The organism is Collinsella sp. LCP19S3_B6, from assembly GCF_052121815.1.
Classification (GTDB): domain Bacteria; phylum Actinomycetota; class Coriobacteriia; order Coriobacteriales; family Coriobacteriaceae; genus Collinsella.
In genome coordinates this window covers 110,699-134,858 of sequence record NZ_JBQKDN010000001.1, presented here as the reverse complement: position 1 = coordinate 134,858, position 24,160 = coordinate 110,699, and the positions used below count along the sequence as shown (strand labels likewise).

General features: G+C 58.8%; 15 protein-coding genes. 4 read left to right on the top strand and 11 right to left on the bottom strand.

Annotated elements, in window-relative coordinates:
* Nucleotides 1-170 precede the first annotated feature (170 nt).
* From ACTQWD_RS00595 to bilR, 8 genes are all read right to left on the bottom strand, one after another.
* On the bottom strand, nt 171-6,440 hold the full coding sequence (locus ACTQWD_RS00595; protein ID WP_441559025.1) for a Spy0128 family protein: 6,270 nt from the start codon (nt 6,438-6,440) through the stop codon (nt 171-173).
* A gap of 457 nt (nt 6,441-6,897) precedes the next feature.
* Nucleotides 6,898-7,239: a 4Fe-4S dicluster domain-containing protein gene (locus ACTQWD_RS00590; RefSeq protein WP_441559024.1), complete on the bottom strand. Its 342-nt coding sequence runs from the start codon at nt 7,237-7,239 to the stop codon at nt 6,898-6,900.
* A gap of 7 nt (nt 7,240-7,246) precedes the next feature.
* Nucleotides 7,247-8,335, bottom strand: a complete 1,089-nt coding sequence (locus ACTQWD_RS00585; protein ID WP_441559023.1) for a hydrogenase large subunit — start codon at nt 8,333-8,335, stop codon at nt 7,247-7,249.
* A gap of 5 nt (nt 8,336-8,340) precedes the next feature.
* Nucleotides 8,341-9,057 (bottom strand): NADH-quinone oxidoreductase subunit C, encoded by a 717-nt coding sequence (locus ACTQWD_RS00580; protein ID WP_441559022.1) that lies wholly within the window; start codon nt 9,055-9,057, stop codon nt 8,341-8,343.
* A complete protein-coding gene (locus ACTQWD_RS00575; RefSeq protein ID WP_441540356.1) occupies nt 9,057-9,650 on the bottom strand; it encodes an NADH-quinone oxidoreductase subunit B family protein in 594 nt (197 codons plus the stop codon). Before ACTQWD_RS00575 ends, ACTQWD_RS00580 begins: the two co-directional genes overlap by 1 nt.
* Nucleotides 9,651-9,662: 12 nt before the next feature.
* Entirely contained in the window at nt 9,663-12,545 is a 2,883-nt protein-coding gene (locus ACTQWD_RS00570) for a proton-conducting transporter transmembrane domain-containing protein (protein WP_441559021.1), read from the bottom strand.
* A gap of 286 nt (nt 12,546-12,831) precedes the next feature.
* Entirely contained in the window at nt 12,832-13,227 is a 396-nt protein-coding gene (locus ACTQWD_RS00565; RefSeq protein WP_229770663.1) for a helix-turn-helix domain-containing protein, read from the bottom strand.
* A 454-nt stretch (nt 13,228-13,681) separates the two neighbouring features.
* Nucleotides 13,682-15,712 (bottom strand): bilirubin reductase, long form, encoded by a 2,031-nt coding sequence (bilR, locus tag ACTQWD_RS00560; RefSeq protein ID WP_441559020.1) that lies wholly within the window; start codon nt 15,710-15,712, stop codon nt 13,682-13,684.
* Nucleotides 15,713-16,446: 734 nt separating this feature from the next.
* Between bilR and ACTQWD_RS00555 the strand changes: the two genes are divergently transcribed.
* The 4 genes from ACTQWD_RS00555 (at nt 16,447) to ACTQWD_RS00540 (ending at nt 21,197) form a co-directional block, all read left to right on the top strand.
* On the top strand, nt 16,447-16,764 hold the full coding sequence (locus ACTQWD_RS00555) for a hypothetical protein (RefSeq protein WP_441559019.1): 318 nt from the start codon (nt 16,447-16,449) through the stop codon (nt 16,762-16,764).
* Nucleotides 16,765-17,600: 836 nt separating this feature from the next.
* A complete protein-coding gene (locus ACTQWD_RS00550; protein WP_441554208.1) occupies nt 17,601-18,554 on the top strand; it encodes a helix-turn-helix domain-containing protein in 954 nt (317 codons plus the stop codon).
* A 258-nt stretch (nt 18,555-18,812) separates the two neighbouring features.
* The gene (locus ACTQWD_RS00545; RefSeq protein ID WP_441559018.1) at nt 18,813-20,477 is read left to right on the top strand and encodes a C45 family autoproteolytic acyltransferase/hydolase; all 1,665 of its coding nucleotides are present in this window, start codon (nt 18,813-18,815) and stop codon (nt 20,475-20,477) included.
* Between the two features lie 399 nt (nt 20,478-20,876).
* Nucleotides 20,877-21,197 (top strand): hypothetical protein, encoded by a 321-nt coding sequence (locus ACTQWD_RS00540; RefSeq protein ID WP_441559017.1) that lies wholly within the window; start codon nt 20,877-20,879, stop codon nt 21,195-21,197.
* Nucleotides 21,198-21,238: 41 nt separating this feature from the next.
* Here ACTQWD_RS00540 and ACTQWD_RS00535 read toward each other — a convergent pair whose 3' ends face one another.
* The 3 genes from ACTQWD_RS00535 to istA all read right to left on the bottom strand — a co-directional run bounded on the left by ACTQWD_RS00535 (nt 21,239) and on the right by istA (nt 24,013).
* The gene (locus tag ACTQWD_RS00535) at nt 21,239-21,478 is read right to left on the bottom strand and encodes a hypothetical protein (RefSeq protein WP_441559016.1); all 240 of its coding nucleotides are present in this window, start codon (nt 21,476-21,478) and stop codon (nt 21,239-21,241) included.
* Between the two features lie 529 nt (nt 21,479-22,007).
* The gene (gene istB / locus ACTQWD_RS00530; protein WP_427719878.1) at nt 22,008-22,781 is read right to left on the bottom strand and encodes an IS21-like element helper ATPase IstB; all 774 of its coding nucleotides are present in this window, start codon (nt 22,779-22,781) and stop codon (nt 22,008-22,010) included.
* Nucleotides 22,781-24,013 (bottom strand): IS21 family transposase, encoded by a 1,233-nt coding sequence (istA, locus tag ACTQWD_RS00525; protein WP_441559015.1) that lies wholly within the window; start codon nt 24,011-24,013, stop codon nt 22,781-22,783. The genes istB and istA overlap by 1 nt, the downstream gene beginning before the upstream one ends.
* Nucleotides 24,014-24,160 lie beyond the last annotated feature (147 nt).

Genomic DNA, 24,160 nt, shown 5'->3' with positions numbered 1-24,160 from the left:
CGTTTTCCTCCGTCCCCAAGGGATCAGCCGGAACCGCTCGCCTACGCACAAAAGTGCCGCCACGGAGGAGGGAGATACCTCCGTGGCGGCTCGGGGTGGGGGGGTGGGGCTATGTTCTGGCTCCCCGCCGGCCGCCCGGGGCCTTTTGGCCCCGGGCGCCGCCAGCGTGCCTAGCGTTTACGGATACCCCAGACCAGGGCTCCGACGCCGGCCATGGCGATAACAAACGCCATGAGCAGTGCGGCGGCCTGCTGGTCACCCGTGGTGGGCAGGAAACCCTTGACCGTCTTGACGATGTTCGTCACGGTCTTGGGCGTGCCGGGATCGGGCGTCGGCACGGGCGTCTCGGGCTTCTTGTACGTGTTGTTGAACACGATACCCTCGACGCTCTTATCGCCCTTGGCAAAGGCGACATTCGCCTTGAGGTTGCCCTCGCCGTCGTCGACCACGTTGACGGTCGCGGTAAAGACGGACTTGTCGTAGGTCATACCGGCCTCGTCGCCCTTGACCTCGCTGATGGTGTAGACGTACGTACCGGGCTCGTCGTACTCGAACTTGTCGAAGTTGATCTTGCCGTCGGCATCGTTGGTGACGGTGGACTCGATGTCCTCGCCAACGAGCTTAAAGCTAAACTCGTCCTTCTTGAGCTCGCGTCCCTCGAGCACCTTGATGGCGCCGATGGAAACCTGCGTGGGCATGGCGTGGTACTTGTTGGTAAAGCCAGCCGACTCAGTAGTTCCCTCGAGCTTGTGCGTCGCGGTCAGCGTGCCGTCGCCGTTGTCGGAGACGGTGGTCACGACGGTGTAGGTCGTGCCGTCATAGGTGACGCCCTTGTACAGGCCGAGCGCGTTGGGGCAAGCCTCGCGCAGCGTGTACGTGTGCGTGCCGGGTGCCTCGTAGCGGATCGGGCTCAGCGTAACGTTGCCGTTGGCGTCGTTGGTGCCGGTCGCGACAACCACGCCGTCCTCGAGCAGATCAAACGTGAACTCGCCTGCTGCAAGGTCGCGTCCGGTTAGGCGCTTGACCGTCTTGACCTGATCGGTCACCACAGAATCGGTAGGCGTCACGCTGTAGGTGTTGGTGAACGTGAAGGCAGCACCGTCGTCACCCTCGCGCACGACCTTCAGATGTCCGGCACCGTCGTCAGTCACGGTGTAGGAAACCTTACGCGTGGCGTTGGCGTCGTTAGTCACGCCAGGGGCGCTACCGGACTCGGTCACCGTGTAGGCAAAGGTGTGCGAGCGCGGGGCGGTGGGGGCTGCGGGCTCGGACTCGCCGCCGGACTCGTCGGCATTGGCGTCAGCGTCGGCGTCGGCCTCTTCAGCCTCTGCCTCGTCGGCCTCGACTTCGTCAGCTTCGTCTGCCTCGGCCTTATCGGCCGCATCGTCCGTCACGCCCAAGGCGCGGTTGAGGTCCTCGAGCGTAAAGTGGATATTGCCAAAGTCCACGTTGCCGGCCGCGTCGTTGGTTGCGGTCGTGCGCTCGGGCATCGGGGCGCCCGCCTCATCGGCGGTCACGGTAAAGGTGAACTTACCCGTGATATCGGCCGGGGTCAGGCCCTCGGCAGCCTGGAGCTTCTTGGCGCCGGCGAGCGTGGCGTCAACGGCATCGGCGCCGTAGACGTTCTCGAACACGGGCTCGGTGCCACCGTAGTCAGGCTTCGCCGTCAGAGTGCCGTCGCCGTTGTCGACGACGATGACCTTAAAGCTAAAGCTCGACTTCGCGGCAGTAATACCCTTTGCTGCGAGCGGGGACGTGTACTCAAACGCCGTGTAGTTGATAGTCCACGCAAGCTTGGCATCCGTGTCGGTACGGATGGCGCGTCCGGCGCTCACCAAATCGGCGAGCATCTCAGTCGTGTAATGCAGCGTGCCAAAGCTCACCTGGCCGTTGATGTTGGTCGCCACAGTGCCGTCAATGGCTTCCGTCTCGCCCGCATAGGCGATGCCAAAGTAGAACTCGCCGTTGGCCAGCGGACGACCGGTCAGGGTCTTGGTGGCGACAATCTGCGCAAGCTCGCCGCCCGGGTTATCGGTCGATGCGTGGTAGCTGTTGGCGAACGAGACCAAGGCGCTCTCGACCTTATTCTCGCCGCTCTTGTGGACCGCCACAGGCGTGCCATTGGGTCCGCCAGAAACGGTCGTCGTAGCGGTGAGCGCGCCGGCACCATCGTCGGCGATAGCGATCGTCACGGTGCGCTCGGCGTCATCGTAGGTGTAACCGGGCTTGCCGTCGTTCTTCTCGGCCACGGTGTACGTAAAGGTCTTGCCCGCGTCAGCCTGCGTAAACTTGACCTCATGGCCAGCCAGGATGTCGATCAGACCAACCGTTGCCTCTGCCGTTGCAGGGGACTTGTACACGTTGGCGCCCTCGTGCAGGCCGAGCGCGATGGCCGAAGCCTCGTCGGCAGGCGTCACGGTAAAGGTGAACTGGCCCTCGGTCATGGGACGTCCGGAGAGGGTCTTGCTGAGCTTGAGGCCGCCGGCCGCGGCGTAATCGAGCTCAGTACGGTACGCGTTGGTGAAGCGGCCGCTTTCCTTCTTGGTGACGTTGGCGGTCAGGGTGCCGTCGCCGTTCTCGGTCACGGTCACCTCGGCAGTTGCGACATGCGCGTCATACGTCATACCGGCCGCGCTTCCCGCGTTCTCGCAAATCTCGTACTTGTAGGTTCCGGCAGCCGTGTAGTGGATCTTGCCGAACTTGATGGCGGCGATGCCTTCGTTGTCCGCATCCTGCTTGGTCACGGTTACGGTTGCCGGGTCGGGCAGTGGGGTGCCCTCGGGGGCCGTGATGGTAAAGCTGAACTTGTCTGCATCCGTCCAGTCGCGACCGTCGATGGCCTTGCTCAGGTCAAAGTCGAGCTCTTCGTCGAGCGGGGTCACGCTGTAGGTGTTCTTGAACTCGACGGGCTCGGTGCCCTTCAGAACATGCTCGGCCTTGAGGGTGCCGTCGCCGTTGTCGGTGATGGTGGTCTCAACGGTGTACTTGGCGTCGCTGTAAGTGACGCCCTTGCTGGTGGTTCCGCCGTTGACCTCGCACAGTGTGTAGGTGTGCTTGCCGGGCTTGTCGTACTTCACGGCGTTCATCGTGATCTTGCCTTCGGCATTGTTGGTGCCGGTGGCGACGACCTTGGCGTCCTCGCCCTCGCCCTCGACGAGCTCGAATCTAAACTCGCCAGCCTTGAGGTCGCGTCCGGTCAGGACCTTGGTCGCGGTGATCTGGTCGGTGACGCTGGAGTCCTTGGGCGTCACGTTGTAGGCGTTCTTGAACTCGGCGGGCTCGGTGCCCTTCAGAACATGCTCGGCCTTGAGGGTGCCGTCGCCGTTGTCGGTGATGGTAGTCACGATGGTGTAGGTCTTGCCGTCGCAGGTGATGCCATTGGCGGTGGTTCCACCGTTGGCTTCGCGCAGCGTATAGGTGTGCTCGCCGGCCTCTGTGTACTCGATGGGGCTCATCGTGATCTTGCCGTCGGCATTGTTGGTGCCGGTGGCGACGACCTTGGCGCCCTCGCCCTCGCCCTCGACGAGCTCGAAGGCGAACTCGCCTTCCTTGAGATCGCGCCCGGTCAGGACCTTGGTCGCCTTGATCCGGTCGGTGACGCTGGAGCTCTCGGAGGTCACGCTGTAGGAGTTCTTGAACTCAATCTTCTCAACATCCTCGGCGCCCTTCAGCTTATGCGTGGCCACAAGCTGGCCCTTGCCATTGTCGGCGATGGTCGTCACGACGGTATAGACGGTTTTGTCGTAGGTGATGCCGCCGGCATTGCCCTTAACCTCGCGCAGCGTATAGATGTGCTGACCAATCTTGGTGTACTTGATAGCGCTGAACGTAACCTTGCCGCCAGCGTCATTCTTAACGGTCTCGACAACCGTCGCGTCCTCGCCCTCGCCCTCGACGAGCTCAAAGGAGAACTCATTGGCCTGGAGCTTATGGCCGGTCAGGACCTTGGTGACTGTAATCTGATCGGTGACGCTCGACTCGGCGGGATTGGCGGTGTAGGTGTTCTTGAACTCGGCCTCGCCCGAGGTCTTCTTCACGGAAGCCTCGAGCTCGCCCCTTGCGTTGGGCTTCACCGTCACGGTGAACTCCGCAACGTTCTTGCTGTAGGCGATGCCATGGACCGTGGTTCCGGCATGCTTCTCGCTAACCTTGTAGACATACGTGCCCGGCTTGTCATAGGCAATCTCGCCAAAGCTAATGTCCGCATGGCCCTTGGTCGCAACCGCAGTCGTGGATTTGGGCATCGGGGCGTTGTCCTCGGACGTCAGGTCAAACTCAAACTTGTCCTCGTCCGTCCAATCGCGGCCCTCGAGCACCTTGGTCAGGCCAAAGCTGGCCTTGGTATCCACCGTTGTTGGCGTCATATCAAGCGCAAAGCTAATCTTGCCGTTGTTGCCCAGATAAACATTGACCTTCGTCGCGCCGGAAACAACCTTCGTGTTGTTCCACTGGGGATTGATTACGTCGTGTGCAGTGTCCGTCGGGTTTCCGCCCACACGCTCCTTGGTGGTGTGGAGCTGATTGATAAAGGCGAGGCGCGCGGTGCCAGCCTTAATCGACCAGTGATCGTCATCCTTTACCAAAGCGCCTTCAAAGCTTTCGAGCTCGCTTCCCTTAACCGGGATCGAAACGGAATCATCGTACGGCGCGCCCGACGAGTTCTGCGCCATAAACTCATCTTTGTACCAATAGGTCTTAGAGCCCGAAGGCTTTTCCGTTGCAAGCTTGGTGCAAGCTGCGTCCGTATAGACGGGCGTTAGCTTTTGGAAGTAGTAGTAGCTGTTCGTATCAGCAGGCTCAAAGCTCGCGACCGTATCGCCCGCATCGTCGCCGGTCCACTTGTTGGCGTAGAAGCTAACGGTATTGGAATCGGCGTCCTTGTGCTCGTTGATGTAATCCTGCAGTCCCGGTACGTTATTGGGAGTAAACAGGTTTTTGCGTGCAACAGCCTTTACGCTCGATGCATATGCAACGCGGATGGGCGAGATGGCATCCGTGGAGTCAACCACAAACGTGCCCGCCGACTCGTCAACGGTAAAACGGCGCAGCGGAATGAGCGATGCGGGGACCTTGACCGTCACGATGTCACCGCGCTGAGGGTTTTTCTCGTCCGCACGGTCGACCGTGATCACCAGGTGAGCGAGCTCGCCATCAAACGTATAGATATCGATATTGCCATCGGTCGACTTGTGGGCGGCGCCATAGGTCTTGCCGTTGTACTCGGCACCGGTAAACCCGTCGACCTGCATGAAGGCGCCCAGCTCGTCCTCGAATGTGACGTAACCGGAGCCGTTGGGATTGTTGCCCTCGACCTTGGTCGGGAAACCCTTGCCCGACGTAATGGCACTCGAGATGTCCTTAAAGACCTGATCAAGCTCGGCGGCGTTGGTTGCCGACTTGTAGTAGCTGGCACCGGCAACGGGGTTGCCAAAATTGACATTCCACTTCTTAGTTCCAAGAAAGCCATAGCTTACGGACGATGTGGCCTCCGGATAGTTACTCGACACGGCATGCATGAACTTATTCTTATTGCTCGTGTCGTTGCTTGTTGGATCGTCGTCCGGTTTCGCACCGTTGAAGATACCGATGGTATAAATGGTCGCCCCACCGCTCTTTATGGTCTTGGCGGTATTGATGGCGTCCTTAGCAACCTCAGCCTCAAAACCATTAGAACTCGTAGGAGAGCCGTCCGTAAAGAATACGACGATCTTCTGGGCGTCTTCACGACCAGAAGTGATGCCCTTGGCCAGGTCCATGCCAATGTCGGCACGCGTGGCACCGGCGGGCTCGATGGATTTAATCGTGCTCCTGAGACTCTCTGCGCCCCCATCCTTACAGGCCGTGAGCTCCAACATGGTCTGCGAGTAGTTATAGCCGTCACTATCGGTATCATTACCGACCTTATCGCTCCTCTTACCCGCAAACTTTACGATGGCAACCTGGTGCTGCTTGTTCGCATCCTCAATATTCTTGTTTTGCTCGGCAATAGTGCCAATAAAGTGGCTGGCAGCACTCTTGAGTGCATCGATGCGCTTAGGGGACCCTTTACCGCCCATGGACTCATCCATCGAGCCAGAGGCATCGAGCACGAGAACGATATCGAGCGGCTTAGTGACCAGCGACGTTGTATCGGATGTCGAAGACATCGCCGAAAGCGTGGTCAAAAAGTCCGATTTCCCGTCATCGATTGCCTTGACCGTCTTGTCGGTCCAGATTCGGCCGACGTTTTGAGTTGTCACTTTCTTGCCTTCATAGCCACCGGCCCAGAACTTCCAGTAGTTGCTGGTGTCAGGGTCGACGACCTTTCCGGTCATTGTCGGTCCGTCCATTCCGGTGCTGGACCTGGCGTTGGCCTCGGGCAGCATGGCAAATGCTGCAGCCGGCAACACCAACACTACGGCCAGTATCACCGCCAAGAGACCCCTCGTGTACCTACTCATCGCGTCTCCCTTCTCGCGGTCTCAAACCTTGCATCAGCCTAAAGTTACGGAATGAGACACAATTTGAGCAGGTGACACACGTTCCAGATTCGGTTTTGAACGTGAGACAAATGTCTCACCAAAGTTAAGACACGAGGGTTTTCGCAGGAAAACAGGTGCGACTCAAGATCGACGGCCAAAATCGCCCGTTTTCTTCCACCCCCGAGGGAGTGACCGATGGCGCTCGCCACGAAATTGGCCCATCTACTACGTTTGACTCGATACCCCCGACCATACCCGCTTTTCATGCAAAATCGCAGGCGTTCTACCTGCGGTTTTGTTTTTGCGGTTTTCAGTACGGTCGGAGGTTCGCTATCCAGCCCCGTAAACCGGCATAGTTTTGTTAACGGCAGCCTAACCGTGCGTTTAAGCGCGGGGCCGCTGGGGCATTTTTGCCCCACCGGCCCCTATTCCAGCACTATTCCGGCTTGGTTTCTACCGTGGGAGTCTTGTCCGCCGCGACTGGAGTGCGCGCGGTGTCCATAGTCAGGCAGTGCTTGGGGCAGCTCTCGATGCACTCGCCACACACCACGCAAGCGTACGGATCGATCGACCAGGTACCACCCTTACGATCGACTGTGAGCGCGCCCGCCGGGCAGCGACGCGCGCACATACCGCAGCAGATGCACACGTCCATATCGTTGACGATATGCCCGCGGAGGCGCTCGGGCGCCGTCAGCTCCTCCTGCGGATAGCACACCGTGACCGGCTGCTTGACCATAGAGCCCAAGGCCGTCTTGGCAAATGTCATCAAACTCATGCCGCGCCTACCTTTCCGTGCAACTAATACAGGGGTCGATGGTCAGGATAATCATGGGCACGTTGGCAATGAGCACGCCCTGCAGTGCATGCGTCAGGCCCGCCAGGTTTTGCGACGTCGGCGTGCGCACACGGAAACGGTCCAAATTCTTGGTGCCGTTACCGCGCACATAGTAGTACGCCTCGCCGCGCGGCTGCTCAATCACAACCTCGCCGCGCGCGCCATCGGCTGGCGTAAGCTTGGTACGCCCGCCGATGCCGTCGTGCGGAATCTTGCCCACAAGCTCCTTAATGATGTCTATGGCCTGCGTGACCTCGGCGCAACGCACCTGGCAGCGGGCATAGCAATCGCCATCGGTAGCAACGATGGGCTCAAACGCAGCCAGGTCCGCATAGGCACCGTCGCCAAACATGCGCACGTCGTAATCCACGCCCGAGGCGCGCCCAAACGGACCGACCATCGAAAGCTCCAGCGCGTCTTTCTTGCTGATCACGCCCACGCCATGCAGGCGCTCGCCGCAGCTGCCGTCGTCCAAAAAGGTATGCACCAGGGCCTCGTAGTCGAGGCGCATGGCATCGAGCGTCTGGACAATGCCCGCCAGCTCGGAGTCCTCAATGTCATGCTTAAGGCCGCCGATCTCGTTAATCGACAGAATCACGCGACCGCCGCACGTGCTCTCAAAAATCTTGAGAATCTGCTCGCGCAGCGTCCACGAACGATAGAACAGCGCCTCAAAGCCAAAGGCATCGGCGAGCAGGCCCAGCCACAGCAGGTGCGAGTGAATGCGCGAAAGCTCATGCAAAATGGTACGGATATACCGCACGCGGCCAGGCACCTCGATATCGAGCATGCGCTCGCAGGCGCTGGCATAGCCGCAGCTGTGACCCACGGCGCAAATACCGCAGATGCGCTCGGCGATGTAGCCAAACTGGTGCATGTCACGCTTTTCAGTGAGCTTCTCGAGTCCGCGGTGCACAAAGCCGATCTGCGGAATTGCCTCGATAACGCGGTCGTCCTCGAGCACCAGGTCCAGGTGAAGCGGCTCGGGCAGCACCGGGTGCTGCGGGCCAAACGGAATAACGGAGCGATGTGCCATGGACCTTACGCCTCCTTTTTCTGCTTATCGCGGGCGGCTTTGGCGGCAAGCGCCGCGCGAACCTTGGCCGCCTTCTCGGGATCCATGGCGGCGAGCTTTGCCTCCATCTCGGCAGCCTTGAGCGCGGCCTTGGCGGCAGCCTCGTCATGCTGAGCATCGGAGCCGGCAGCCGCAGTGGGCTTGGCGGCAGCGTCCGCAGCATCGTCGGCGCTCGCAGCTCCCTCCCCTGCAGCAGCCGCAGCAGCGGCGGCCTTCTCGGCAGCGGCCTTGCGCGCCTTGGCCTCGGCAGCGGCACGGACCTTCATGGCCTTCTCGCGCGCAGCCTTCACCTCGGGCGTGATGACGCTCATGGGCTCGGCAGTCGAGACCTGGTAGAAAAAGCCCTTAAAGTCAATCTGCATGTCGGTAATGGCAAGCCCAAACAGGTCGTGTGCCTCATTTTCAAACGGGAACACCGCAGGGTAGTACGAGCTGATGGATGGAATCTCCTGGTACTGGTCGATGCCCTCGACTACCAGGTTCTCAATCGCATAACTGCCGTCCTGCGCGATCTGCTCCTGGGCAGCACGAACGTTGATGAACGTATAGACCAAGCGATACGTGCCGTCGTCCACATTGCGCTCGGCGTGCATCTGTACAAAGCGGGCACCGGCACCCTTGAGCGCCTGGACATGCGACAGCAGCGCATCGAGCTCGACGGTGGTATAGATTGCCTTTTGCATTACTCGGCCCCCTTTGCAGCGGCGGACGCGGCGGATGTCCCAGCAGATGCGTCGCCAGCGGCGGGCGCGTCGCCGGCCTCAGCCGGGGCCACAAATCCGTCCTCGCCCAGCTCAACACCACCATCCCAGGTAGCGGCCCCGCCCACGGTAAGCGGGTCGCCGCCGGCGCGCATCACGGCCTCCTTCTGGTCCAGGATGCCGCACGCCTCCACAATGGCGTCGATAACCGTCTCGGGGCGAATGGCGCATCCGGGCGCGTACACGTCCACGGGAATTGCGCGATCCACGCCACCGATCACGTTGTACGCATCGCGGAACACGCCGCCCGAGCACGCGCAGATGCCGCACGCCACCACGCACTTGGGCTCGAGCATCTGGTTGTAGATCTGGCGCACGACGGGCAAGTTCTGGGCGTTGACCGACCCCGTCACCAAAAAGATGTCCGCATGTTTGGGGTTGCCGGTGTTGACCACGCCAAAGCGCTCCGCATCGAACAGCGGCATGAGCGAGGCCAGCACCTCGATATCGCATCCGTTGCAGCTCGAGCCGTCGTAATGAATAACCCACGGCGAGCGCGACATTTTATGATCCATGGATGCCGCCTCCTAAATAAACACGTCGACGAGGATGGGCATAAGGTTGAGCAGGCCAAACACCAGCGCCACGCCCCAGCCGAGCTTAAAGCAGCTGCGCCAGGTGCTGCGCGCGAAGGTATTGTCAATCAGCACCTCGACAAAATACGTCATGACCATAACGACCAGGGCGACCAACCAGCTCACCGGGTTGTCCCAAACAAAGAACATGCCCACCCACATCAAAAACAGCACGGTCTCGCACCAGTGCATAAGGGTCATCTTGGCCAGCGTGCCGCCGCTCATCTCGGTGGCGACGCCCTGGACGATCTCCTGATGCGCGTGATGCGAGTACGAAAGATCGAACGGTGACTTGCGCAGCTTGATGGTAAGCACCGCGAGCAGTGCGAGGAAGATGGGCGCGCTGTACACGATGATGGGGGCCGACTGCCCCGTCACGGCGATGGAATCGAAGCTATCGGTGGCAAGGTACAGGCCCACACTCATCAGCAAAACGGCGGGCTCGTAACTCATGACCTGCAGCAGCTCGCGGTCGGCGCCGACCTGGGCAAACGGGCTTTGCGTCGAGGCGGACGCCAGCACCACAAAGATCGCAGCGAGGGTAACCATAAAGGCGCATAACAGTGTGTTGGAACCCGACACAAAGATGCCGCCGCCCACCACGGTAAAGACGAGCGCGCACGCCATGTAGGTATCGTCCACGGTGTTTACGCTGGCAGGGGCTTTGCGCAGGAGCTTGGCTACATCGTAGAACGGTTGCAGCAGACGCGGTCCCACGCGGCCCTGCATGCGGGCGGACAGCTTGCGGTCGATGCCGTCGATCAGGCCACCAACCAAAGGCGCCAGCAGGGCAAACGCCACGGTGCCTATAAAGATGCCTACGACACCCGAGCCTTCGAAATACTTGCCGCGCAGCACCGAGGGCTCGCCCATGGCGAGCGTATCGGGACCAATCCATGTGCAGCATAGCAGCGCGAACAGAATGATGCTACAGCACACGATGCTGCCCGCGGGGCCAATACGCTTCTCGCCAAAGGCGTCCTCCAGGTACCAATTGCGCTTTTCGGCCTTCACCTCGTGTCCCATCGAGCCGCGGAAATGACGGTAATTGTCGGTTCCCACGCCCGAAAGATATACGTTTACGTGCGGTTTGTTGCTCACGCGGAATGAAGTCAGCAGCACCACGGCGATAAAAGCCACGATAACCACCATTAGATACATGGCATCCTTGCCAATAACATACGGCACGCGGCCAAACACCATGGCCAAGTAAGGCGACACCAGACCGCTCGAGATAATCGGGAACGCTACACAGCACAGAATCAGCAGCGCGGCGATAGTGTTGAGCGCTATCCATTCGGTCTTATGGACATTGCCCTCCACGTTTTCGGCCGTAGAATCCACGCCCGAGAGCTTGGCGAGCCACTTGCCCCAGAAGAAGAACGTCGCGGCCGAGCCAAAGGCCAGCACCATGATCATGAGCACATTACCGGTCTGCGCAAACGCCACCAGGGCGCCCCACTTAGACACGAGCATGCCAAACGGCGCCACGAACATGCCCATGATACCCAGCATCATCAGGCGCGTCAGGTGCGGCATGCGGCTGAACATGCCGTCCATGTCCTCGATATTGCGGCTGCCGATATGATGCTCGGCCGTGCCCACGCACAGGAACAGCAGCGACTTTGCCACCGTATGGAACAAGATTAAGAAGATGGCGGCCCACACGGCCTCGGGCGCGCCGACACCCAGGCAGGCACTGATGAGGCCCAGGTTGGAAATGGTGGAGTACGCGAGCACACGCTTGGCATTGCTCTGCGAGATGGCCATGAGGGCGGCGAGCAAAAACGTGATGGCGCCCACGCTCGTGACCATAAAGCCGGTCACGGGATAGGTGGCGTACAGCGGGCTCAGCTTGACCATCAAAAACACGCCGGCCTTGACCATGGTGGACGAGTGCAGCAGGGCGCTCGTGGGCGTGGGGGCGACCATGGCGCCGAGCAGCCAGGTGTGGAACGGCATCTGTGCGGCCTTGGTAAGCGCGGCGATCGACAGCAAGACGACCGGCAGCACCAGCAGCGCGGATTGCGCGGTTCCGGCGCCGGAAAGCTCAATCATGCCCGAGATGGTCGGCGGCACGCCGTTGACGTGCAGGAACATAAGGCCCGCCAAAAACGCGATGCCGCCCAGCATGTTGAGGATGATCTGGGTAAAGGCGTTTTTGATGGCCTCGGGCGTGCGCGTATAGCCAATCATAAGAAACGAGCACACGGTGGTGATTTCCCAGCCGCAGAACAGCCACTCCAGGTTGTCGCTCGTCACGATGACGAACATGGCCGAAAGGAACAGGAACATAAGCGCCAGGAACTGCGGGCGTCGGTCGGGCGCGGTCTGCCCACGCAGCGCGGCCTCGTGCTCATCGTGCGCCTGGAAGTCCTTCATGTAGCCCAGGGCATACACGCAGATCAGGCTGCCGACAATGCCGACGGCGAGCACCATGATCACGCTCATATAGTCCAGGTAGAGCGGCGTGGCGGTGACGACCTCGGCCGTGGGCAGCGTCATGGCAGCGAAGGCAACCGAACCCACCAGCTGCACCACGCCGAGCACACCGGTAAGCGCGTTCCTATATTTGAACGCGTTGTACAGGATGACGGCGCACAGAATTACGTCGACGACGGAGCTGATGATCGAGAGCACATGCGAGGTGCCGGGGGCAACCTCAAAGCCCTGCGGACCCGTGCCAAAAAATAAGACGGCGACTACAACGGTCACCGCCATAATAATGCCGGAGCCTACAAGCCCTACCGCATCGCGGGCTCGGTCACTGCGCGCGAGCAGCATGCCCATCGCCGGTACCAGCGGAAACAGGGTAAGGAAATACAGTAGCGTCATACCATCACTCCCCCATGCAAAAACGCTGCAATTGCTTAACGTTATAGCTCAAATTGGGAGTTCAGGCGGCAGGTTTTCGGTCAACTGGGAAGTTTTAGGCGTATGGGGTAAGGGCATGTCCGCTTTGGAGTAGAGAGGCAACGCTCCCCCTCTCGTAGCGGCGGGCGCACGGGCCACTGCGCGCGGTTTATTGACCACTTTGAAGGATGTCCCGATAGACTCGCGGCGGTCCAAAAAGTTGGCGCGGCAAGAAAAATGCGCCCCTGCGGACGCACCATCCCGTTCGCTATTCCGCCTTTTTAACGCGCGGTTTACGACCCCGCGGCTTATCGACCAAGGCGGCCTCGCCACCGTCGCGATACTGTCGGCACCAAGCTTTAACCGAAGACTCGCTGGGGATCTTGTGCTTGACCATGACCTCACGCACCGTCAGACCGTGTTCCAAGCGGTCCTTAACCACGGCAAGCTTAACGTCAAACGAATATGTGTGGTGATGAGAGCCCGCATTGAGAACGGCGTCGGCGCCGCCCACGGCATACGCACGGGCCCACTGACGGGCTGTGGCCTGGGGGATGCCAAGCTCTGCGGCGAGCGCGCGATGGCCGACCCCTTCTTGGAGGATCTCGACAGCGCGCTGCCTAATCTCGGGCGCATGCGTGCGAGTCCTTGTTGTTTCTGACATACCTGCCACTTCTACTTCTTAGCCTTAAACGTTAAATTGCTTTCTTACGTGCAAGTTAGATAGTAGCATTTTACTGTTTGCTCAAAGCAGTTAATTAAAATAGACGCGGCGCTATCTGGGAATTTGACACCGATTTACGACATTTCTTTATTGATTATTTACGCTGGTAACTAGCTCGCAGCTAATCGTCATTCGCTTGCCAGCAAAATTGGCATCTCTTTATATCCTTTGGAATAGAGGGTATGATTATTAACCCCTCCTCCAATAATTTTGAGCAGCCTGCAAGGCAGTAGACGCCTCACTCCCCATGATTAGCGCGCATTGCCGTCCACCGGGGCAAAACAAAAAGTGCGGGACCTGCTGCGCTTGCAGGCCCCGCCCCGATTGACACCCGATGGGACGCGGCCGGGCGAGACAGATCCGTGCTACCGCCCCGCCTGGCCGCGATGTTCAACTACAGCTCGTTGGCCGCGTGATATGCCGTGCGAATGGCGTTCGCAATGTCGGCGGTGCGCTCGCCCGAGCAGTCGCCCACACAGGTCACGGGCACCGTAACGCCATCCAAGTCAAACGCGTTGGCCTTGGAACCGACGGCCATCACCACGTAATCGCAGGCGATCTTCACCGGCTCCTCGGCGCCGTCATCGGCAGTGCGAATGGCCTCCACGCCCTCGTCGGTAATGGCGGTCAGACGGGTCTTAACATGCTGCTCCACGTTGTGCTCTGCAAAGTCGCTCATAATCAGCGGCAGAATGGTCTCGGACTCGCCCGCGGCAATCTTGTCGAGCATCTCCACGATCGCCACTTCGCAGCCGTGCTGCAGCAGGTACTCGGCAGTCTCGGTGCCCACCAGGCCACCGCCAATGACGGCGACGCGGCCCGTAAGCTCCACCTTGCCGGCCAGCACGTCCCAGCTCGAGACGACCTTCTTAGAATCGGCACCCGGAACAGGAATGACCACGTCGCGCGCGCCCACAGCCACAATCGCGGCGTCGGCGGCGTTGAGGTCCTCAGTGGTAGCGGCATGGTTGAGCTCAACCTTCACGCCCAGGCCGGGCAGAATCTTCTCGTAATACTCGACCGAGCGCATGATCTCGTCCTTGCGCGGAGGCGCGGCCGCCAGCACAATCTGGCCGCCCAGATGATCGCTCGCCTCGTAGACGGTCACGTCGTAGCCGCGCTTGGCCGCCACGCGCGCGGCCTCCAGACCGGCAATACCGCCGCCTACAACGGCGATCTTCTTGTCGCCCTCGCCCGGCTTAATGGCGATGGTAGCCTCGTCGCCGTTCTCGGCATTGAGCACACACGAGATGTACTTGCGGTTTTGAATCGCATCGACGCAGCCCTTGTTGCAGTTGAGGCACTCGCGGATGGGCTCGCCCGTGGCGGCCTTCAGCGCAATGTCGGGGTCGCACATGAGCGAGCGGCCATAGGCGATGATATCGGCCGCGCCGTCTTCCAGGATCTTCTCGCCAGCCTCGACCGAGACAACACGGCCCACAGTTGCCACCGGCACGGAGACCAGGGCCTTGACGCGCTCGGCCACGGGCAGCGTCCAGTTGTAGGGCATGGCGCCCATGGACGGAATGGTGTCGCCCATATTGCCGGTGTGGTTGGCTTGTGCAACCTGGATCATATCGATGCCCGCGCCCTCGAGCAGCTTGGCAAACTCGCAGGCCTCATCGGGCTGCAGGCCGCCCTTGCCACGCGGCGTGCCGTCGGGGTTCTCCATGATCACGGGGAGCTTATACTCCACCATCAGCTGCGGCGCGGCTTCCTTGATGGCAGCGACGACCTCCAGCGCGTAGCGAACGCGGTTCTCAAACGAGCCACCGTACTCGTCGGTTCGCTTGTTGAGGATCGCGGAGCACAGCGAACCCACCAGGCGGTCGCCGTGGACCTCGATGGCGTCGATGCCGGCCTGCTGCGCGCGAGCGGCCGAGGCAGCGATGGCCTCCTTGATCTGGGTGAGCTGCTCTACACTCGCCTCGTTCACAAAGTGCTGCATGTCGTGGTGCAGCTTGGCGTATGCCTGCTTGCGGATCTCGTTGGACTCGGCCATCTTGGCGGCAAAGGTCTCCTCGTCGCCGGCGGCCTTGGCCTCCTGCGCGGCTTTGGCTGCAGCCATGGAGCCCATGACCATGCGGCCGACACCGGGCACGTCGTACTCGGGGTGGAACAGCTGCAGCGCGACCTTGGCACCGTGCTTGTGGACGGCGTCGGCCAGCGCCTTAAACGTGGGGATCTGGGCGTCGGTCGCCAGCTTGGGCGTGGGGCTTGCGGTCGTGACGGGAGCGACGTCGCCGATGACGATATAGCCCACGCCGCCACGGGCCAGGCGCTCGTAAAAAGCCAGGCTGCGCTCGCCGATGGAACCGTCGCGCTCCTCATAGCCGGTGGTCAGCGGCGGGAACATAATGCGGTTCTTGAGCTCAAGGGGGCCAACCGTAATGGGCTGGAGCAGCTTGGACGCAGGTGCGGTCATGAACATTCCTCTCTTGTAGACGCGGCGGCGATGGTGCCGCGTAGTTGTTTAGAGGATATGGCATGGGGGTACAGCGGCACAACGAAAATCGGCGGATAGCAGGCAGCGGCAGGCGGATGGGGCGGGGCGGCCCGTCGGTTTGTCTCAATCTGTAACACCTACCCAGCAAAACCGGGTCTTACTGTTACAGATCGAGATGTTCCTCTCGACCCATCCTCAACAATCTAAATCTGTAACAGCTAGACCCACTTTTGACCCCTACCTGTTACAGATCAAGACAAACGTAAGCGTTCCGTCGGAAAATCTCGATCTGTAACACCTACAGGCCAAAAACGACCCCAGATGTTACAGATCGAGACGAACAAACTCGGTCCGACCAAACATCTCAATCTGTAACATCTAGACCGACTTTTGGCCTCCACCTGTTACAGATCGAGACAAACGGCAACTGTCCGTCCGAATATCTCAATCTGTAACAACAACTCGGCAAAATCCGTCCCTCGTGTTACAGATCGAGACAAACGGAGCCCCGCTCGCCGGAAATCTCAATCTGTAACATCTACAGACCAAAATCGGACCCACCTGTTACAGATTGAGACGGCCCCAACAACACCGTCCCCGTTCGAGGAAACGACCGACACACTCACCTTTTTAAGCAACCTAATACTGCGCAGCCTGCGATAATAATTTGGTCACGCGTCGACTACGGCGAAGACGCGGCAGAGGGGACACCCATGCAACCGAGTACCACCGATAGGTCCACCGCAAAGCAAGCGCTGCTCGAGGCGCTCTTGAGCGACGCGGGGCTCAAGAGCCTCACGCAAACAGCCTCTACCGTTATGGGCAACCCGGTGCTCGTCGTCGATCCCGTCTACCGCTATGCCGCCCGCGGTGGCTTTGAGCTCGACGATGCCGACGACCCCCCCTGCAGCCATCACCCGCGCCGAGCTCTCCGAAGGCGATATGCTGCAGGACGAAGCCGTGCGCTACATCATCGAACGCGATCTAGACGAGAAGATTGCCCGCTCGACAGGCCCGCTCACACGCTATAACGACATGTTCTGCCTCAACACCATGACCGGTGCGATCAAGGTTCACGGCACGTGTCTGGGCCGGGCGATGATGATCGAGCGCAATCTCATGCGAATCCTCCTTTATAGGGCTCTCGGACGAGCCCGGGTTTCATGCGAATTGCATGCGTATCGACAGCCATACTTTCGCTCGAGAACAGGCTCAAAACCATGTGCAGGCGCACCGATGTTTGCCCATAGCGACCATGGGCTTTGTGCGGATGAACCATGCGTTTGGGCAACGCTTTCGAGCGCATGGTCCTGGCGCCATACGCACAAAGGGGGGCGGTGTGCCTTATGGCACACCGCCCCTGATAATCGAGTTTTCTTATGTTTAGTCCTATAAACAGTCCAATATCTTTAGGCAAGATCACCCCGACGACGCTCATCCCACTTGGAAGGCCAGACTCCACCCGCCCGCTCGATGGGATGAGTCCGCGCATCACCTGGACTCTCTACGCCTCCAATGGATCGGTAGCCTCTTACGAACACTTTCAAAAGTATGGCAAGAGAAAGAAAAATCCGTAGATTATGCATCTTTAGACTCGTGAAAAAGCGCATCGTGCCCGTCAGCGGCGACGCACCGGCCTTCGGGACGCCTGAAGGCTACTGAGCACGGCGGCGATATTCATAGCGAATGATACGGACGCTGCAACTGGTATTATATGACGTACTATTGAAAGGATGCTGAAGAGGTTGCGGGAAAAGGCTTGCTTACTAGAAGCAGAGCAAGGAGATCCAGAAGACGGATTGCGGACAAATGAAATGAATTAAATAGGGCACTGCGCGCTATAAGAGGAAAAAGGTGGTGGGTCCTGGTGCTGGTACTGTCTGCTGTTTTAAGTTTATTAATAAAATCTGGCTGTGTAATCTGTGCAGCCCTTTATTTAATCCTCTATATCGGAGGTCAAAAGAAGGAATATCTGTATATCGCTCTGTTTATGCTCAGCCAGTACTTGATTGAGCTAATAGTTCGAGGATACGAAATCAGTTCGCCCCTTTATTATTACTTTCATAATTTTTTTTCGGTGCCCGTAGTAATCAAGTCGCTATTATATTTCGCCTGCGCCTTTCTCATATGTCATTTATTCAAGGGGGCTGTTGGAGGGTCAAAAACGTGGATATTGACATTGGTGGAAGCGCCATTGTTCATCTGGCTCATTATGTTCCCTTTGTTAAAGGTGCGTACAGGATTCTTGTATATTTGTTATTTGTTGCCATTCCAACTTCTGGTTATCGTACTGGCCTTTATCGGTAGCAGGTCCTTTGGCAAAACAGCGCATAAGAGCATGTTTTTAAGGTTAGATATGTTCTTGCGACTGGTTGGAATCCTGGGATTAATGACTGTCTTTGAGGATGTTCTTACGGGGTTACATTATGGGCTAAATAATGATGTTGCAAGCCTAGTAACTAGCGGCGCGATTCGAAGCCGCAATTTTGGCGAAAGCGTCTCCCAGATAGTTGTTGCCGCATATCTTATTGTTGTTGCGGCGCGTTTTTTTGTTGACAAGATCACAGTGAAACCGATTAGCTATGAAGCCTTGACAGGAGAGCTTTCGGAAGAAATCATAGACGCCTATGCGACATCTATTGGCCTTAGTCTCAGAGAACGAGAGATTCTGGGATTCTTGCTCAAGGAGAAAAGCACACAGGAGATATCCGAACTGTTGTTTATTTCGACTGGCACCGTCAAATCTCATACACATAACATTTACCAGAAGGCCGATGTTAGCAACAGGATGCAGTTGCTGCAGAAAATCAGATGTTCATAACGTTGATTACGTTGGGCTAATCAATATGAATCCCACTTCCTTTTGTTTATACAGCTTAGCGCTTTATGAACCCTGGTTCATAAAGCGCTAAACCAGGGTATAGGCTAAGATTGAACATATTTATCGAGACCAGTTCATGTGAAAGCGGATCGGAAAATTACATAATTTTGTCATTAGGTTGTCGGCAACGAGGGGTCTTTGCTTTAGCCATCAAGTTATCGGCAACACGGAACCTCTGAAAGAGAAGGTGACAAGATTATGAGAAGAAAGATAGCCTGCGTATTGTGTTGCGCCAGCTTATGTTTAAGCATGGTGGCAGGCCCAGGATGCTCTGCAAACAATACGCAAGGTGGGTCATCAGACGGCACGCTGGCAAATGCCGGATCAACTTCTGAAAACGAAGAGTTTGACGGGAAGTTCGATGCAACCGTCAACGCAGGAAATGCGCAAGAAGTTGTGTATGTAAATGGCTCCTGGTTTGACATGGGAAAGCAGTATGGCTTACAGCAAAAGGATCAGTTAGAAAGTAACTGGACAGCTGTAATGGCTTCAATTTATGCAGAGGCAGACGATGCCGCATATAACGAAGCTATGGGTAAGATTCTGAAACATTATGAAGAGGATGATCCATCTGTATTTAATTTCTTGTCGGGAGTAGCTGAGGGGGCAGGAGTCTCAAAGGAAGATGCAGTAGTTGCAGTTATGGGCTCATCTGTTCTTAACTATGACCTCATGATGCATTTTGATCCAGAGAGCTCAAATGATCCAGAGCGTTCAAAAACATGTATGAATGTATCTGCTTGGGGAAGTATGACTCAGGATGGTCATCATCTTGGAGCCGCTAATCTTGATGCAGTCAGCACAACACCCGCCGCAATGTTCTCGAGCATGGTTTCTTATCCGAAACATGGCAATGCAGTCATTGCATCAGGTGGATTGCAGGGAAATGCGTTCATGAACTCTAAGGGCCTTATTATTACCTATGCCGGAGGACCTACGGCATCGCCAAGCGATGATGCTAAGACAATCGATAGGGAAGGCACCTTCCTCGATACTTTGTTTGCTTATTGGTACACAGCCACAAAGTGCGATACGGCAGACGAAGCAGTCAAAATGCTTACGAAAACTGAGTGGATTCACACGGGTAACATCAACGTTTCCGACAACAAGGGAAATGCGTATCTCATCGAGCAAAAAGATAATGCATATGTAGTGCGCAAAGCCGGTGACTACGGTGAGACGGACTATCTAATTGCAGCGAATCATTTCAAGGATGAGCTCTGGATGAATGATTCATATGAGGCATATCCGGATAGCGTGCCAAGAGCCAATACTCTAGAAAAGGTTATGCAAGACGAGAGCGGCAGCGTTACCCCACTCACGCTCGCGAACGGACTCGGAAGCATTCGTTACTATGACGAGGGCAAATGGAGTGAGGAAAATTGGGACTTCGGTGGTTTCTATCAGTTCCACTCTCCAGAAGGCGATGACATAGAATTCAAGACAATTTTCAGGACAATTTTTGATGCAACTGATCAGGAAATGTATGTCTTGAGAGGTCATGACGAGAAATTCCGTTCAGACGTTCCCTATGGTACAGCTAATTACTACAGGCTTACTCTCGGAAAGAACATGCAGGCCACTAATAAGAGCGCAGAAATCGACGCGCGTATTGCGGTAAGAAATGCAGGAGCTGAATTGTATAAGAAGGGCTCAGTGGATGACGAGTCCATGGAGTATTACAATAAGGCTGCTGAGGCGGTGCACACGGGATGCAATTACACCACTATGGCTGATTGCGCCAATGCGAAAGGCGATAAGGAGCAGGCTGCGATTATGTATGGCCTTGCTACTTCGCAGTTTGCCAATGCTCAGCGATACGCACAGGCATCCTATACTACTGAAAATGTAATTATTCAATAATCTTGCGTAACGCTCAGCTCGTCATTTAAAGAAAGCGGAAGTGATCTCGAACCCTCCCTAAAGATAACGCTCGAGATCACTTCCAAGATGTACCATCATGCCGATCATCTCGGCATGATGGTATTTTTCGTTTATTCGCGCTACCAGGCTTTCCTGCGTCTGACCCGGAGTTTTGATCGTGGAGGCCGGATTCGAACCAACGACCTCCAAGGCGCATAGATTGACACGGGGGATCCAAAATGCCCGCTCAGCAACTAGCTCGCCGTGCTATTTATCCAAAGAAAAACAGCCGAGAGGAACAATACCTCTGAGCTGCTAAAAGTCTTGGTCGCGGGGGCAGGATTTGAACCTACGACCTCCGGGTTATGAGCCCGTTGGAGGCTGGCGCTTATATTATGCATGGGTGTTTACCTGCGGTTTTATTTACAGATGTTTGGCGCTATTGCTCGTATTTTTCTACTCTATTTCTTCGTAAGGCGCTTTTCTTCTTCGAATCTTCGCTCAATGTGCGCAGCGGAAATGCAGCGAAACGCCTCGAAATCCGATCGAAATATCGGCCTGGACTTCCAGCAAGATTGGACGTTTCTGCAAGTTGCTCAGGCGTATCCCGCCTTGCGTTTGGCATCCGAAGATATCGTGGATGCGGTCGTTCGAGACCACTTCGCCGATATTAAGGTCCTGCTCAAACATATTGTGCTCCGCCCTGCCGTGATTGAATAGCTCGCCTGAGCGCTGCGCCGCGAGCCGGCAAGGTCAATGGCCTACAGCCAGGATGGTCTGGCGGCATCCCACCACTCGGCGCGGACGCGGGTGACCGCGAGCAGGGCCCCGCACACCGCGAAGAGCTCGTAGTCCGCCAATGTCGTCGCCATCTGCATGAGCTCAGCCAGGAGATTGAGACGGTCAGCGGTGCCAAGGTCGCCGAACGCCCCGATTGCGTTCGCGATCCGGCGCGCCTCCTGGCTGATGTTCGGGCTATTAACATCCTTATCGGGGTTCATGGACATCCTTCCTCCTCGATCCCAGCCAAGGGCATAGGAATACCTGCACAGCAGACGTAAACCATAGTTTACGTTCCGGGGAAAACGCGCTGGGAAACCAAACTCGGCATCCGCCGAGATGTGCCCACGGCTCCGCGACCGGGTTGCACCTCCGCTGCGCGGCCTCAAGGGGGCCCACGGAATCGCCCACAATTCTCCTCTTCGATACGAATGGCGGGGATTGCCGTGGACCTCCCTTGACCCCGCTCCGCTCCGGTGCGGCTTCTGCAGGAGCAGAAGCAAGCGCCGCCGACGCAGCGCTTCGCTTCTGCGCGCAGGGGCGAGAGTCTAAGGGTCACGCGCCCGGAACGGAGGAAGACATGCAGCAGCTGATGACCGAGGAAATCGCCAAGACGGCACCGAGGCTCTACGAGCAGGACGGGGCGGAGTGTTAGCGTCAATCTATTTTTCACCAGTTTCGCTAAACAGGCGCGCCGTTTGCGCAAAGGCGGTTTCACCGGTTGCGCTAACGTATTTTCACCGATTCCGGTCACGGCTCGACGGGGCCGTCCCTCGGCAGGTCCTTCAGCCTGTAGGACCTGCCGGTTATCTTGACCAGGTGGCAGTGGTGGCACACCCTGTCCGCGATCGCGCTCGCCGCCACGTCGTCCCCGAACACCCTGCCCCAGCCGCTGATCCCCACGTTGGTGGTGATGATCGTCGAGCGCTGCTCGTAGCGCGTCGATATCAGCTGGAACAGCAGGTCCGCGCCCGCGCTGCCGACGTCGAGGTAGCCGAGCTCGTCGATGATCAGCAGCCTCGAGTGGGCGTAGTACCTGAGCCTCTTCTTGAGGATGCCGCGCGACGAGGCGTCCTCCAGGTCCTCGACGAGCCGGGCGCAGTCCACGAACCTGACCTCGCGCCCCGCCCTGACCGCCTCGATGCCCAGCGCGACGGCGAGGTGCGTCTTGCCCACGCCGGGGCTCCCCACGAACAGGACGTTCTCGGCCCGCTCGACGAACCTCAGGGTCGCGAGCTCCTCGATCTCGGCGCGCGGGACCGACGGCTGGAAGTCCCAGTCGAAGTCCGCCAGCCCCTTGACGTAGGGGAACCCCGACGACCGTATGCGCTGGCTGGTGATCCTGACCTCCCGGGCGGCGACCTCGACGCGCGTCATCTCCTCGAGGGCGGAGGCGAAGCCCCGCTCGCCCGCGGCGACCATCCTCACGTAGTCGGGCAGGGACGCCGCCATCTCGTGCAGCCCGAGCGCGGAGAGGTTCGCCTGCGCCCTGATCGAGGGGCTGCCCTCCGCGACGGCGCCCATCACGCCCCTCCGAGCGAGTCGAGCAGCGCGAGGTTGGCGCGCGCGGCCTCGGCGATGTCCGCGTCGGCCAGGCCCCGCTTCCCCTCGAGGGCCTGCCCGTAGTGGTCGGGGTCGTAGTTGATGGGCCTCGACGGCCCGGACGCGGCGTCGTGGACGGCGACCTCCTCGCCGGCCATCCTCACCACGACCTGGCCGCCGGGCATCGCCACGACGCTCACGCGCCGGCCGATGCAGCGCCTGGGCACGGACCACTCCCTGCCGGCGGCCCTGACGAGCATGGTCGGCGGGACGGTCTGGACGCTCACGTCGCCCACCATCGACTCGAGGAGACGGAGGTTCCCGATGGGCCGCAGGCTCTCCTTCTCCCGCATGAACAGCGCGTCGGGCGGCAGGCCGGTGGTGCGGTTCGGCTCAGAGTTTGCCTGGGCCTCGACCCGGGCCACCGCCCCGGCGAGGCCGCTCCACCCGGTGAACTCGCCGCCGTAGGCGAGCAGGCGGTTCAGGAAGCGGTTGGCCGACTCGTCCTTGCCCTTGGTCTGCGGCGAGCGCGGCGCGCAGAGCCTGAGCTCGAAGCCGGCCTCCCGCGCGAACCGCCACGCCCTCTCCTGCCTGGTCCTCCTGCGGCCAGAGACGGTCACCAGGCACGACATGTTGTCCGTGATGCACTCCTCCGGGACGCCGCCGAGGCGGGTGAAGGTGGCGAGCAGGCAGGACAGCAGGTCGTCGAGCGTGCGGCTCCTGACCGGTATGAAGCGGTGCTTCCGGGAGTAGCCGAGCGTCGCGGTGAACACGCTGAACTCGAAGACCTCGCCCTCCGAGTCGACGAGCCTCATGCCCTCCTTCCAGTCGAACTGCAGCTGCCTGCCCGGGGGCGTCTCGAACCGCGGGTGCGGCTCGCGGCCGCCCGCGCCCCCGAAGGGCACGTCGCGGGCCCGGCACCACGCGGTGAAGGCGCCGTACCCGGGCAGCCCCTCCCCGCGGCCCTCGCGCAGGAACGCGTACACGGCCATCTTGGTCATCCCGGGCAGCTGGGCCTTCGCGCGGATCACCTCCTCGAGCGGGTCGAAGGCGCTGCCCCTCGCGGACCTCCCGTCGGCGGCGGACTCGCCCTCCCGCCAGTACTTGGCGACCGTGTGCCGGTCCATGCCGCGCCTCCTCGCGATCTCGCTGAAGTTCGGCTTCGCGCCGGACCCCCTGTAGACGTTCAGCTCTCCCATTACGTTTCGCTCCATATCCCGCTCCTCCCGGGTCGGATACCCGATCGGAGCATAGTTCCGTTAGCGCAGTTGGTGAAAGTGCGTTAGCGGGGCCGGCGAAAGCGCGTTAGCGCATTCGGCGAGATGCGTTTGCGAAAGTGGTCAATTTTAGATTAGCGCTAA